Raw genomic sequence first — 14,216 nt, 5'->3', positions numbered from 1 at the left:
GTAGTTTAACAGAATAATTCGGAGGTATTATGCCATTGTATTTTTTAAGGTTATTAAAATAAAAGGAAGACAATAGGGTCACATCTTGCGTTTTGCCACGCATTACTTTTAGTATGTCAAAATTAGCTGCCGATCTGGAACGTATTTAGAAGCGAAACAAACTTTGGGGCATTTTCGTGTTTCATGCCCCCTAGGCACATCTTTGGACAGAAATGAGTTTCGGAGAACCAAGTATTAGCAAATCACGAATTAGCATAAGTATGGAAAGTCATTAAGCTCACTGTCCAGTATTAATGGTGCGCATCAAATCTTATCCCACCAAATATTCAAACAATTTGATCACGACCAATGCTCCAAGTGCTCCTTTTACAAAAGCTCTCTGCCTGTCTAAATGACGAATGAAATACAGCTTATCAGCTTTTTGCTCTTCATTATCCCAGTCATATTCACGCAGCTTCCGAATGAAATCCATATCATCATCGCTGAACTTGTATACTTTTTCCCTACGTAATGCTTTTTAGGCTTTTTCATCATGTACTCATTTTTATTCATTCGTATAAGTCCTGTTTAAACTTGGGTGTCCTGCAATACCAGTACGAGTCAGTTAAAGGAAAACTTTATAGCCAACTTACTATTGTGCTTTTTGAGCTGTAACTTTCCTATTTTCTGTATGGAGCAGGCATAGCGACTCTAGACGCTTTTTATTTTCTCTAGTGGTCTTCTATGAGGTCTTCCAGATAATGAAAAGGGACTGGGTATCGATAGCGGCGGCAAGCTGTCAGTATCAAAGGTGCTTTGCCTTTAATAACAGCTGACATCCTCTCGAATGAATCAGCAGTTCCGCATTCTTGCTTTATCTGCTCTAGTGCTAAAACTCCATTGACTGGAAATTTAGCTGACGCAGAACCATGCATATCTGAGTTCGAGTACATATTTTGCTCACTACATTTGTTTGGGTACCAATACTGGAAGGTGCAGTGCGCTAGGTTATCGGTGGTGAAATTTTCTAGCTCTTGGCTGACTGAGTCCAGCTTATATAGGGAGCAAAACACAGTTAAAAGCGGATATAAAATACTCGCTTCTGTAACTTTATTTTTATATGTACTGTCAGCTATATCCTTCCTTCTATGTTCAAGTAGCTTTTCATAAGAGTTATGTACAATGGGGTACATACCATCACTTTTAAAAGAGAAAATACACATATCGACTATTTCTGATAGCCAATTTTTCACAAACTCATCAAGTTCTGAGTTACCTGAAAGTAAGGTCAAAGTCAGAGCTAGATCAATTGCTTGCGAGTCTTTATATGGTGACAGCAATAAAGGATTATTGACAACTAAGAGGTTAATCGACCTTGTTATTTCCCTTAGACGTAAGCGTAAGGCTTCTTGCTCTTTGCTTTCTTCATCAATTGGTGGAGAAACTTTGTAACTCTTTATCAGCGAGTCTAAAACCCAATGTCCTTTTATAGATAACCGTCCTAGTACATCAAATAGCTTAAAATTTACATCAATAGAGCACGGAGAGTGGACGGCATGCGAAAGTGCGTATTTATGTTCAACATAAGGAATTAAGCACTGGTCTACATAGCAGTCCGTAATTTGTTGATATGTATCTAAAATACTATCGAATGATTTGGAAGGTTTATTCCTTCCGGTGTAATGGTCTTTAACCTTGTCCCAAGCAAATAACAATGCTTGCTCCGACGAAAGGTAGGCTGCTTCTATGTTTCTACCATCACGACACCACGAAAACAGAACCCACAAACAAGTGTTTATTCGAGTTATGGCTGATGCGACGGAGTCTGTATCTTTGGCGTTTGATAGAACTTCATTAATCAATAGAGAGAAGTGTCTGCTTGAGCTCTCGGGTTCTTCAAGTAGCGCCAAGGACTTTCTTAGCAAAGACTGACTTAAACTAGGCAGTAATTCTTCTTTCAATAAGTGCTTTTGAATAAACTCTGATAGCTTATCTCCATTCCACTCTTCAAAGGAAATATTGTCTCGTGTATTTCTTTGTTCATAGCCAGACACCTCTTGTCTGATCCCGGAGTTAACATCGCCGCCAAAACACAAACAAATGACTATCTTTTTACCTTTATGCTCTGGAGGTAAACGACTAGAAATAAAGGAGTCTTGAATTTCATCTAACGAGGGTCTAAGAGCTTGATCTGCACTTCCATTCCAAGTATCACGAGTAAGGTTTCCAGACTTAACCGAGAACAAGTAAACTTTTTCTTCCTCATTATTTATTTGTCCAACTGCCGCTATATCTACACCATATTCTTTAACTCCTCGAGTTGGCGAAATGAACACATTCATTCCCATGCTGCTCAACAAGTCTGGTAACACAGCATCTAGCTCTTTTCGCTCTTTCAATGAAGCTAAGTATTGCTTAAGAATCAACTTCACTCTTTAACCTCTCGTGACGGTAAACCCGTAATGTATAGTCTAAGTTTTCGGGATCCAAGACGTTCAATCTTGGCATTTCGGTAGAGTGAGAAAAAGAGCGCATTTGCACCTCTTGTCGCACCTGATCTCCATCTCCCTGATGCACATAGTAAATAGAGCTGTTCCCGTACAATAATTTTTGCGTCGTCGCAATTTGGCTGATGAATGATGATCTCGATGCTTTTTCGTAGGCTGCCTGCATATCTTTGTTGGACTCTCTCCAGTAAGCGCTGAGGTTTTCACTCGGAGCCATTAATTCATTCAGTCCAGATACTTGCTCTATACCTGAATGATAAGCTTGAAGCCTATTGAGCAGCCGCTCACATAAATTCTCGTTCATACCTTTGTCAATACAAGATTGGAAGAATTGCTTTAGTTCTCCTGGGTAGCTTAGAAGCAAGGGTTCATACAAAACCTGTTCAAGCTGTTTACGTGTAGTTGTCGAAGCTACATTGTAAATTGATAAAATGAAGCTTGCCGCCGCAATAGGCCTAGTGAACAACCAGCCAACAGCTTTGTGACTAACAAACTCTTGTTTTATTCCTTGTTCCAGCAACTCTATTTCCGCCTCTAGAGTAAGATCCTTGCTTGTTAGATCATTAACTAGCTCTGAAACTCCGCTGCAAAGTGAGGATGTTCCAGACAAAAACCACTTTGTAGTAATGTGGTTCAATAGCTCTTGATGCTTGCTTAATAACTCATTGGAGAAATAGTCAAGCATCGACACTTTTACACCAACAGCTAAAATCGATTCTAATAACTCGACGGCAACTGAAGGTGTATCGTTGCTAATCAACCTGACTAGTAAATGATCTATATTATCTATGGTGTCTGTGTGTTCTGGGGATACATTGGCTAGTTTTTTTAAAAGAATATTCAAAATACTTTTAGGTAGAGTGACACTTTGAAATGCTACAAGCTCTGAGATGACATATAGAACCTCTTTATTAGTATCGTCAAAAGTGGTTGAAATTAGATCTTCTATTTGGGGCCAATAGGATGGGAATCTTCCTCCGAAGAAGATGATCGCCCTTAGTATCCCTGCACGACAGCTGTTCTCTTGCTCGCTAGTAGTACTGCTGTATAGGAGTTCCCAAATAGCGCAAGCGTGAGCCTCATCAACATCAATGTTTCCCAGAGTCAAATAAGCTTGACCTCGAACCATTTTATTTGCATTTGCAACTAAACTTTCTATCGTCTGGATAGCTTCAATCATTTGGTTTGAGTTAAATGAAAGGATTGAGCTTGAGAGAAAGGAGGCATATGTGCTGAGTTCACTTTGTTCTAGGATAAACTTAACGCTATCTCTAGGGCGATGATTTTCTGCTTTACAGAAACGTTGATAAGCTCCCCCAATAGCCATGTCTCGACCAGTTTGCTGCTTGATAAGAACTAAGCAGTGCAGGACATCTTCAACGCTTGAATTTAGTGAAGGTAGGGTACTCTCGAAGGCACTTAGAATACTGAAACTGTTATATTCAATAGAGGCTTTATCTACAACGCTTACAATATTGACAAGGTCAATATCACCTGAGTTATGCAGATCTGCTAGTGCCCCTTTCAAAGCTTCATCGTTAGAGCGTATTTTCTTTATATATAAGTCGCTGATCTGGGTCAGTAGACCTTCCTTAGTATCACTCGCAGCTTGCAATTTAGCTTTTATTTCTTCCAATGACATTTCGTACCTCTAACTAGATAGTCAATAAGCACTTTGTTGGATAAAAGGGGGCAGAGCAAATAGAAAATTATCGAATTGAGAGTTGGATAGGTTCTAAAATGTTTAATCAATACAATCGAAGTGAATAGGTTCACATATTAGTATTGTGAGTTAAATATCTGTAAGTGCTTGATAGGCTTATAGTGTCATTAGGGGCATTAATTTTAGCTGTGACTCCAGGAATACTCTATGTCAACAAACATTGAGACATCTTCATTCATCGCCACCCACAAGGTGGGGGCGAATGTTTTAAGTGTTTCTATATTTGACTCTTGATAGGTACTGCTTTCTGGAAACTTATCAAGTTCTATCCACTGCTTTACTGTATATGCATTTGCGCCTTGGTAGAACCAATCACTATTACCTTTAATGAGTCGTGTTCTTCGTTAATTGGGCTGGGCATATATTAAACTCCTTTGAGATGATCATTTTTAACTCCCCTGCTGGATGTTATGTTTGAATGGTTTACTCTAGAAGATATCACCCTCTGCAAAGTAGTTCATTTCGACGCCCCTATGTGTCTTTAGCTAGCCATTGTAGACTGCGGCCTCCTCGCTTATACAGAAGAGAAGGCCGAAATTACTCTCTGTTTAAATGCTCCAAGCCGAAGCTCATCAAAGGTATCTAGTGTTCCATAGAGACTATTTGAACTGTCTGTACTGTTTTCCCAAGATACTGTTGTTCTCCCGCTGTTTTGGGACTCAAGCGGAAGCGCGATACTTAAGCTATTTTCTCGACCAGAGAACTCTGTTTCGATAGGTTTCCCCATACTTACATAGAGACGAGACTCAGGAATATCCTGTTCAATCCTTTCAGAAAACTCAATCAGGCTTTGCTCTGCAAAAGTGAATAACCACGCTTGTTGGTTTATTGTATTATTCACACGAAGTATTCGTCCGAGCACCTGCCTGAAATACAATTCAGTTTTGACTGAACTCATATGGCAGCATACTTGAAGGCGCGGAATATCAGTACCCTCACTGATCATACCTACACTAACAATCCATTGTGCGTCGCTTTGTCGATAACGCTCTATTTCTGCTAGCGGTTCTTCATGTCGATAAGTGACGATAGAAACGGTTTGCCCAAGCTTTTGAGACAGCACCTCTTTGATTGTTTGCGCATGTTGAACCGACGCTGCAACAATCAGCCCACCGGCATTGGGTGATCTGAGACGTACTTTTTCTAGCCGCTCACATCCTAAACCGAGTAGATATTCCATCGCCTCTTGGTTGTGAATAACACTCTGGTAGGATGCTTTTGTCTGTTTAAGCATCTCTAATATTGATGAAAAGGATTCGACTTTTTCGCTATTACTAACAGACAAGTGTTCATTATCAACCAAGACGATTTTGGGCGTTCTACAAACACCATCAGCTATAGCTTGTTTAAGAGTGTATTGGTAATCGACAAGAAGCTGTCCGCCTGGGTCGCTGTACTCACCCATCACAATGGGTAAAGAGTCTGAACGCCACGGTGTACCTGAAAGTGCGAGGGTAAAAGTAGCAAGCCCTTGAATCTTAGTGAGAACTTGCTGCCCCCAAATGTTCGCATTTCCAACCTCAGAGCCAGAGCAATGGTGTATTTCATCAAAGACAACAAAGACCCTGTGATTCCGCAATGTTTGCCAAAACTCGTCATTGAGGAATTGGATCGATTGGTATGTTAAAGATTGCCCGACAGATCCCATGCCACCATTAAACGTACACTTAAGTACCGACGAAAAGGTTCTTTTTATACCATCAGAAACCGTCAACGATGGTGAGAAGCACAATACAAGATCTACCATGTCACTTTGTAATAACCTTGACGCAATATTAGCGGCAAGTACTGTCTTACCTGCTCCAGGTGTAGCTTGGCAAAAGAAATGGGAGCAGTTGGATTGATATTTTTCCAACGCTCTGTCAGAGCATTCACTTTGCCACTCCCTTAACACGGTTCATTTCCTTCATAGAGAGTACTAAGAACCTTTGTTAAAACGTTCACTTTACCGAGCAATAAAGCGGCGCGCTCTTTAGCCTCTTGATGCAAAGGGGCTAGTTTATTTTCTAGCTCAGGAAATCGAGATACGATCGACTGATACTCGTCAATCTCCCCAAGTATTATTTCCAATTCGCCCTTATATTCGTTACGTTCATTGCTCAAAATAGAATAGTTTTGAATGGGTACTTTAGGCTTTATATCCGCTTGGTTATTCGTGGTTACATTGTTATGTAACTCTTTAAATTGCTCCGCTTGAAAGTAACGTTTTTTCCGACCTGAACCTTCACTTCGCAACCAACTTTTCTTTTCAAAGTGAAAAATTGCTCGGTATACCTTTTTGCGAACTTCGGCAGAATTGGAGTCCACATTATCAAGAGATAGCCACAAATCTCTCGCTTCTAGCACGGTGAATCCATCTAACCCATTTTCTATCAACAACTTGTGCATGACCGCACTAATTCTTCGAGCCCGTTTCATTTCCAAAATTACACCAACCAAAAACTAAGGATTGCTTAGTATACAGAAATCAGTAAAACTAAGAAAATCTTAGTTACCTTGAGATCAGAGACATGAACTATAAGTGTCATTTACTAACCCAATCCCTGAGCGTCTTAAAGAAGCACGCAAAAAAGCGAAACTCTCCCAAAAAGCTTTGGGAGTGCGTATAGGTATGGATGAAAGCTCCGCAAGCCCGAGAATGAATCAATACGAAAAGGGGAAACATACACCAGATATCAGTACGTTAAAGTCAATTGCAGATGAGCTTGGTGTGCCTTTGAGTTACTTCTTTTGTGAAGATGAGATTTCTGCGGAGTTAGCTGTGAATCTAAATAAGCTCTCTGAAACGGATAAGCAGAAGGTTCTTGAGGTCACAGTGCGGCTTATTGAAGAGTCATTTCAAAATAGTTGTCCTAAAGGGGACTAGCTACGCGAGCCAGCGAAAGGGCACTGGCTCTATTTGTCTTTTAAATACTATTTGCTGTTAAGGTAGTCTAGAACAACCTCATGATGGTCTTTAGTTTTGAATTTGTTGAATACATATTCAAGGTTACCTGACTCGTCAATCAGGAAGCTTGTTCTTACAACGCCCATATTTTCACGGCCCATGAACTTTTTAAGTTGCCAAACACCGTACTTTTCACAAACTTCGTGTTCTTCATCAGCGAGCAATGTGAAGTTGAGTTCTTGCTTGTTGATAAAGTTTGTCAGCTTTTTCGGTGTATCAGGGCTTAGACCTAGCACAACAACGTTATGAGCATCAAGTTCAGCCTTAGTATCACGAAGCCCTTGAGCTTGGACAGTACAGCCAGGCGTTGAAGCACGTGGGTAGAAGTAGAGCAAAACCTTCTTTCCTCTCAGCTCTGAGAGCGTAATTGGGTTGTTGTCTTGGTCGTTTAATGTGAAATCCGGAGCGATTTGTCCTGCTTCGATAGCCATGGTTTATCCTTACTTTCTTTAATTTACTCTGAATCGAGTTTTTTCTTATCTTAACGTCTAGTTTTATCTATGCTTGATAGTGCTGTCTAGTGGTAACTTTAAACGAGACTTAGTTACTTACTAAAATTACCTTCAACAATGTTATCTGGTCTGGTATTAACCACCTTATCCATCGCTTTTTCTCGTTCTGAAGCAGGAAGCATTTCCATTAGTTCTTGAACTACCTTTATATGAATGGCAGCTTGAGTAGCCAACGCCTCCTTATGGCTTTGAGCTTCATCGTAATATTCTTTTTTCTTCTTATTGGCTTGCGTTCGTTCACCTCTGAGCGCCTTTATTTCCTTTTGAAGCACTTCAATAGGGGAGTCTGTATTCTCATCTTGAGCAACTTGTACTTCTAATGATTTGTTTTTTATCATCAGAACGACATCGGTGTGCCTTCTGAGTGCGCCAGCAGAAAGCCCAGCTTCTTTTTCAACGCTACTGTTGTTGATTTTGAGTTTGCCTTTTCGCGCTTTATTACGCAGCTCTCTCGATGTTAACTTTGCTACATCACCGCTCAGCAGCCTTTCTAATGCGTCAATTAGCTTCTTTTTTGTTGCCTGTGACATTATGAAATAACTCCAAATGGGATGAGTAAATTCCTAACTTCATTAGGAAAAACGACAGGCTCATAGCCGATACCTAAATCACTCATAATACGTTCTGCTGCTTGAATTTTAATGTAAGATTCAGAGGCAGTTTGAGGGGTGAGTTCATTATTTTCGATATCGTAAAGCATGTGAATTTCAGCTTCTTTCCGTTTTGCTTCAGCAAATACGGAATCCACGATGTAGTCATTCTTGCAATCTACACACTCAATTAGGTTAACAAGTGTTCTTAAGCCACAAGTGGTTGAAGTGCAATATACCCCAGGCGCTACCGCATGAAGGTGTCGTTTTTTATTTCGAATTTGCTTTTTCCAGAAATTAAGAGAAAGCATGTCATTATCCACCTTGTCTGTGAATAAGTTACGGTCTGTTTTGGTCATGCTTTTAGCAAACTCTTTGCCTTTACCGCCTGCAACTCTTTCCTTGTTTGCCAATTTTTCATAGATACTTAAATAGACACGAGCTTTTTGGTTGATTCGCTCGTTATCAATTTCGTTCGCAAGTGTCTTTTTCTTTTGCCTGATTTTTTGAAACTTACTGGCATTTTTAGCGTAGTGTCGCGTCATTGCCATAGATACATGACTGAACTGTTGTTTGAGTTGTGGGAAGTTACAAAGCTCGTAACCAATTAAGTAGTAAGCAAAAGAGCGGCGAAGTTGGTGTGGCGTAAATTCGTAATCGTTACCTAATTGAAACGACAAATTGGGGTCAGATACTTTTAGGTCAATAAGGTCTTCATTGGTCAGCGCAAGCTCTTCACCCATGGCCTCTTTGAACCAAGCTATAGAGTATTTTCCTATTGATGCTTTGCCTACTTTACTGAAATCCTCTTTTGTTTTATGAAAGAAGGATTGTGAGCTTGAGTGCCTTTTTCTAAGTGGCGTATGCAGCGCTTGAAGGACTTCATAAGCTTTCATACCAGTCTCGGTGGTGACAAATTCATCTTGTATTGATTGAGAACCTTTCACTGTCTTTGAAAGGCTGGCATGGATAACGTATATATTCTGGCGGTCTATTATGTCTTCGGTGCAGCCCTGAGCAATGTTCAGACTATACATTTCATCGCTTCTCATTCCTGTACGAGCCATTAATCCCCATAAGCAGCCACCATTAAGCATTTTAAAAAGTGATTGAGCCTCTCTTAGATTACTGATAATCCATTGCCCAATCGTCAGTTTTCGTTTGCTGTGGAATTTATCTAAATAACCGTTTCTTATCTCTGGCTTATGAAGTTGAGTGAGAGCCAGTGCCTCTTCTTCATTTGGAGAGCGAAGTGCTGTAAAGGCTTGTTGAAAGGCAGTGGTGCGCTTTTTGTTTTCTTTATTCGACTTGGCTAAGAGCCATGTAATACCACCGTTTTTTTGTCTAGCGTCATCACTGACCAGATACTTAGCATAACCTACATAGGCTTTTTCAGTGTAGGTGGTAATGTAATCTGCCAGTTTCTCTAGTTCATGACGAAGAGCGTAAGCTTCATTTATAACTTTTTCCGACTTTTGAAGCCCCATATAGTAGAGCCTTTGTGGAATGACGGTATATTGCTCAGCTTCTTTAAGAGTTAAACCAAAATCCGAGGCGTTAAGTTTTCTATTAATATTAACCTCAAATGGTAAGCCTTTGGCTTCTAGGTAAAGGCGGTTTAACCCGTTGTAAAGTGGCTGTCTTTCAAAATCGATATCGGTAACGTCCGTTAGCAGCCAAGTTTCGAGTCGGTCAAAGTCAAGCGCAGATAACGTATTAAACCCCTCATTTAAAAGCGGGTTGATGACTTTTTTTAGATCATTTAGTGCGTAATAAAGAGTGGCAAAGGAATGGTCATGAGGTGAAAGCCACATCATCTTAAGCATGAACACTCTAAGCTCATTTTTTAGGATGCGCTCAATCACTTTGCCATCGTTAGTAAACTCTAGGGTTAAGATCTTCTTTGCTTGCGGCTCAATATGAGGCTGCAAGTTTCTCCAAGCATCATCATCGGCAATTTTACCTAATGATTCACCTGTCACCGTAAAGCCTATATCAAGAGCTTCGAGTTCATCCCAATCGCCGCGCTCAATCGCTGGCTTTAACACATCTATTAAGTAATTTGCATGAGCGCCAACGTTTTGTTGCGCTTTAAGAAGCTTGTTTTGGTGCTCTAGGTCAGAGAGTTTTATCATGTGAGCCTCCGTAACTACATAGATAGAATTGCATGGCCGATGGACACTCTTGGATGACGACCTTGGGTATTGAATTTTTTCATGGCTTCATCGAATACATCGTCACTTGCCCCATCTAGCGTATACTCAAACGCTTCTATTTTTTCTAGAACATCCCCTTTTGAATCAGGGAACATATCAAGTCCTTCCTTAAAAACATCGATGGTTGAAATAAGCTTATAAATAGCGTCAACGTCATCTACCGCTTTGGCACATTGGCACTTGTGGCACATATCAAACTCGGCGCAAGGTAAGTCTGCGCCTAACGCATAGTTTGTTTCACGTTGTGTATTCTTTCCATCAATCATGACTTGCTTCCCATCGCAAGCTATTCCGTTGGGATTGGTTTTACGCTTTTTCTCACCTTCCTTGTATGTCAGCATCGGAATACCGCGCCTTTTAGCAACAGCATCTTTTGCTTGCTCTAAGTCATTATCAAGGAGGTTTTCGATGACTTCGATACCCTGAGAAAGAATGACTTTATTAAGTGATGGAAGCCCGTTTATGTAACTTCTCTCAATTGTGTCTCGCTTGTTTTGGATCAAGCTTTGAACGGCTTGAATCCCTCCCTCCGCATAGGCTTGATTACTGCTCATTTCTCGCCAGCGACTTGATAGAAGAGAGAGGTAGTAATGGTTGGGTTCAACAGACCAATTGTTCATGAGGTTTGCTGAAATAGGGCTGATACCTTCCCAATCAGAAGGAACATTTTGGGTGGTTCTTGTTAAAAGTAGCCGTTCGTATTTCTTAGCCTGTTTGTCTGCTCTTTCTTTCGCATATTGTTCAATATCTTTGATTAACGCTAAATCACAAGCAGGGACTTTGAAATATCCAATTTCGCCATTTCTATAATAAAAAGATACGGTGACATTGCCATCGCTATCAATTTCGGAATAAGAAAGCGGAAGTAAAATCCCTTTAAGCGGTAAGTCTGTGTAGCAAGATAAAATACAGTAGGCGCTGTTGGTCGCTCCTTGCCTTGCCTTAGTTTTGGAAGTTGTTTGTGTCTCTTTATGAACAACCATGCGACCTAAATGATTCACGCCCCTCTTTAATGTGACGGCTTGTTGGTTTCGGTAGGTGTAAAACAGTTCTTTAAACCAAGGTAGATTACCCGCCCGATGGGGAGATAACAGGTGTAGTTTGTTAACGAGTTTTTTATTTAGCTCTGTCAAATTAAAAGTTTCACTGACTTCTATGCAATTATTGAGAGTAAAAAGCAGCTCAGAGCCATCTTCACTATTGCCGTAGAGTTTGGATAATCGTTCTAGTAGCTTTATAAACTTGACGCCATCGCGCTTATCAACGTCAAATTGCTTCCCCACCAAAAGGGCATCGACGTCACTGTTGGCGCGAGGCTTATAGCTTGAGACCTTGACTATCTGTAGGCTTTTATCTCGCTCTTCGGTATGAACATGAATTGGGTGGGCAATGTTTCGAATGTTGCTGTCGTTCAGTGAGGTAAAAAAGCACATTAAATGATAGGCGGCACCCATCGTAAGGTTAAAGGCCGCGGCAGCATTAGTAGCGGTGCCATTTTTTTTTGTTCTCGTATTTTTTTGCACGTCCAATGATGTCGGGATTTGAACCGTTTCCTCATGCAAGCCAAGACTAATGATAAGAGGCAGGGTTTCGGGTAAAGGCGTGTTGTTTTCTTTAGCAGCAATGAGCTGTGGCGCAAGTGTGAAAAACAATGCCTCTAATCGTGTGACCAGAAGCTTTTCTTCCTCATCTGAGTAACCCTTAATGGGCGTTTTTTCTCCTACAAACCCTCGGTGATTCCTAGCCCAATCGGAAATAGGCAGGCCGCACCATTTAAGTGCAGTACGAAGGTTTGAAAGCACTCCCGAAGCGGTCGATTCTTTAATGCCTAACTCATCGCCATGATTGTATTCCCACAGGCGTTTTGAAGGGGTATAAACTTTAATACGATGTCTTAACTCGCCATCGTTGCCTGCGTACTTCAAATAACCACTTTCGGAGAGTGGATCAACATTTAGTGCATCACAAAAAGCAAGGTAAGCGCGTAAGTTATCATAGGCTGTTGTGGCGGTTTGTGCAGACTTTCCATTGCTGACATATTGATGAGCTTTTTTGCAAAAAGACCTGATAAATACGGTTCGGCTGCCTACTTTTTCGTTTTCTTTGTTAGCCCCAAAATACAATAGATGAGAAACATCCAACTGCTGTACTTGAGTTGATCTAATCTTTTTATAAGGAATATCAAGATTTAAAGGTACAACATTTTGATTGTTCCGCACATGCTTGACGGCTTTGGGTTGTTTTGCAATTTTACTTTTCGCCATTACGACCAACCTCCGTTTATTTTGCGGTTTTTGGCTTTAGCGGTGTTGATTTGGTCGTCCAGCTTATTCATGTACTGAATGTACTTTTCAGTGGTCGATGTACTGGCGTGTCCCATCAATTCCGCTAAGTCACCCATAAGGTAGTCATAGCTAACACTTCGCACTTTTGATTCTTCCCAAAGCCAGTGAGTAGCAAAGGTAGAACGTAAATCATGAATTCGGTAATACCAAGATGAGTCCACTTCGCGAATTTGCTTTCTAAGGTTTGAAAAGTGCGTTTCTAATGTATTGGCTGAGTAAGGCACACCTTTGTTTGAGAGAAATAGGTACTCAACGGTATCCATTTCACTGCCTGCCTGAATAAGCTCATTGCGCTTGTTTAGGTTTTTAAGTTGCGCATGGCTTTCTTTGTGTATCTCTAGTTCTTCGTACAGCTCGATAGGGATTTCTACGGTACGCGCCTTACTGCCTTTGGTGTGAGTAATTTCGACTGGTACAGTTTCCAAGTCACTGTAGTCAGCGTTTCCGATATCGTGAGCGGGGAAGTGAATGGCCTCATCTATTCTAAGTCCTGCTTCGGCACATAGGCGAAAGATGAGTTTTGTCGTCTTTGGGAGTGACGTTATATGTTCATTAAATAAGACTTTGTGCTTGGGATGCATGGGCTTGAGCTTTTTGTGAGCAGGCGTATTTTGTTTTTTAGGGAACATCCTCATGATATTGGAAGTTTCATAAGTGCGCTGAGAGCCAGATTTTGTGTGAGCCAGCATATCGTGTTGGTTTAACTCCTGATGCACTGTCTCTGTGGTGTAGTGGGTAACGATATTTTCATCGTTATTTTTGATGTAGCCGTTTTTTTGCATCCACTTATAGAATCCAATTACCACGCCCATATAGGTGCGAGCGGTAGATAAACTAAAAGCCTCGCTGCCATTAGAGCCTTCAATATCATTGCAGTTCGCAAGCAGGAAGTCAGCAAATCGCCAGGGAGCACCTTCTTCTTCGTACTTCGATAGGGTTTTATACGTTAGGTATTCACATGGTATTTCATGACCATCTTCATCAACTTGAGAGTGGTGAGTCGAATCCAAATAACGAGTGAAAGCTAGCAAACCTTTTGCGATTGAACCTGTGTCTTTTACAGCCGCTTCACCACGCAATTTAGATACTAGATAAAGAGACTGTGGATAAACCACTCTACCGTCAGGGGCAACGATGATATCGGTTTTCTTTATGCGTGATTTTAGATTGGAAGGAGAGAGGTCGGGAGAGTATGTCACTTCCCCTGATTCAGTATCGGTATTTGTAGAGATTCTTAGCTTTGCTAATGTATCGACTTCGATAGAAAGAAGTCGGTAGTCATCATAAACATCAGAACATTTTTCTTCATGTGTTTCTATCACAAAACAGCCCTCGATATGTTACCCACATATCAAAGATAGATTTGTCATAAAATTACATCAAGGTTTTCTGTCATA

11 protein-coding genes are annotated in these 14,216 nt (G+C 40.8%); 1 reads left to right on the top strand and 10 read right to left on the bottom strand.

Annotation, left to right across the window (positions count from 1 at the left end):
- Positions 1-310: 310 nt before the first annotated feature.
- The 5 genes from AC3CKG_RS12250 to AC3CKG_RS12230 form a co-directional block, all read right to left on the bottom strand.
- Positions 311-472, bottom strand: a complete 162-nt coding sequence (locus AC3CKG_RS12250) for a hypothetical protein (RefSeq protein ID WP_016800141.1) — start codon at positions 470-472, stop codon at positions 311-313.
- Between the two features lie 238 nt (positions 473-710).
- A complete protein-coding gene (locus AC3CKG_RS12245) occupies positions 711-2,411 on the bottom strand; it encodes a hypothetical protein (protein WP_029203700.1) in 1,701 nt (566 codons plus the stop codon).
- The gene (locus tag AC3CKG_RS12240) at positions 2,395-4,128 is read right to left on the bottom strand and encodes a hypothetical protein (protein WP_016800143.1); all 1,734 of its coding nucleotides are present in this window, start codon (positions 4,126-4,128) and stop codon (positions 2,395-2,397) included. Before AC3CKG_RS12240 ends, AC3CKG_RS12245 begins: the two co-directional genes overlap by 17 nt.
- A 595-nt stretch (positions 4,129-4,723) precedes the next feature.
- Positions 4,724-6,103, bottom strand: a complete 1,380-nt coding sequence (locus AC3CKG_RS12235; protein ID WP_016800144.1) for a DEAD/DEAH box helicase — start codon at positions 6,101-6,103, stop codon at positions 4,724-4,726.
- Positions 6,097-6,627, bottom strand: a complete 531-nt coding sequence (locus tag AC3CKG_RS12230) for a hypothetical protein (RefSeq protein WP_016800145.1) — start codon at positions 6,625-6,627, stop codon at positions 6,097-6,099. Before AC3CKG_RS12230 ends, AC3CKG_RS12235 begins: the two co-directional genes overlap by 7 nt.
- A gap of 103 nt (positions 6,628-6,730) precedes the next feature.
- On the opposite strand from AC3CKG_RS12230, the gene AC3CKG_RS12225 reads away from it, so the two are divergent.
- Positions 6,731-7,075, top strand: a complete 345-nt coding sequence (locus AC3CKG_RS12225) for a helix-turn-helix domain-containing protein (protein WP_016800146.1) — start codon at positions 6,731-6,733, stop codon at positions 7,073-7,075.
- Between the two features lie 47 nt (positions 7,076-7,122).
- Here AC3CKG_RS12225 and bcp read toward each other — a convergent pair whose 3' ends face one another.
- From bcp to AC3CKG_RS12200, 5 genes are all read right to left on the bottom strand, one after another.
- On the bottom strand, positions 7,123-7,587 hold the full coding sequence (gene bcp / locus AC3CKG_RS12220) for a thioredoxin-dependent thiol peroxidase (RefSeq protein WP_016800147.1): 465 nt from the start codon (positions 7,585-7,587) through the stop codon (positions 7,123-7,125).
- Between the two features lie 113 nt (positions 7,588-7,700).
- Positions 7,701-8,198, bottom strand: a complete 498-nt coding sequence (locus tag AC3CKG_RS12215) for a hypothetical protein (RefSeq protein WP_016800148.1) — start codon at positions 8,196-8,198, stop codon at positions 7,701-7,703.
- Positions 8,198-10,393 carry a site-specific integrase gene (locus tag AC3CKG_RS12210; RefSeq protein ID WP_016800149.1) on the bottom strand — a complete coding sequence of 732 codons (2,196 nt, stop codon included), beginning with the start codon at positions 10,391-10,393 and terminating at the stop codon, positions 8,198-8,200. The genes AC3CKG_RS12215 and AC3CKG_RS12210 overlap by 1 nt, the downstream gene beginning before the upstream one ends.
- A 14-nt stretch (positions 10,394-10,407) precedes the next feature.
- Entirely contained in the window at positions 10,408-12,738 is a 2,331-nt protein-coding gene (locus AC3CKG_RS12205; protein WP_016800150.1) for a hypothetical protein, read from the bottom strand.
- Positions 12,738-14,141, bottom strand: coding sequence for a tyrosine-type recombinase/integrase (locus tag AC3CKG_RS12200; protein WP_016800151.1), 1,404 nt, complete (start codon positions 14,139-14,141; stop codon positions 12,738-12,740). The genes AC3CKG_RS12205 and AC3CKG_RS12200 overlap by 1 nt, the downstream gene beginning before the upstream one ends.
- Positions 14,142-14,216 lie beyond the last annotated feature (75 nt).

Source organism: Vibrio sp. QJM3NY_15 (assembly GCF_057785995.1).
The sequence above is the reverse complement of the archived record's forward strand: the minus strand, read 5'-3'. Positions and strand labels throughout refer to the sequence as shown.

Bases quoted from the DNA above. Each gene is read 5' to 3' on its own strand.
- bcp (WP_016800147.1), bottom strand. From the start codon at position 7,587: ATGGCTATCGAAGCAGGACAAATCGCTCCGGATTTCACATTAAACGAC.
- AC3CKG_RS12215 (WP_016800148.1), bottom strand. From the start codon at position 8,198: ATGTCACAGGCAACAAAAAAGAAGCTAATTGACGCATTAGAAAGGCTG.
- AC3CKG_RS12205 (WP_016800150.1), bottom strand. From the start codon at position 12,738: ATGGCGAAAAGTAAAATTGCAAAACAACCCAAAGCCGTCAAGCATGTG.
- AC3CKG_RS12240 (WP_016800143.1), bottom strand. From the start codon at position 4,128: ATGTCATTGGAAGAAATAAAAGCTAAATTGCAAGCTGCGAGTGATACT.
- AC3CKG_RS12230 (WP_016800145.1), bottom strand. From the start codon at position 6,627: ATGAAACGGGCTCGAAGAATTAGTGCGGTCATGCACAAGTTGTTGATA.
- AC3CKG_RS12210 (WP_016800149.1), bottom strand. From the start codon at position 10,393: ATGATAAAACTCTCTGACCTAGAGCACCAAAACAAGCTTCTTAAAGCG.
- AC3CKG_RS12250 (WP_016800141.1), bottom strand. From the start codon at position 472: ATGGATTTCATTCGGAAGCTGCGTGAATATGACTGGGATAATGAAGAG.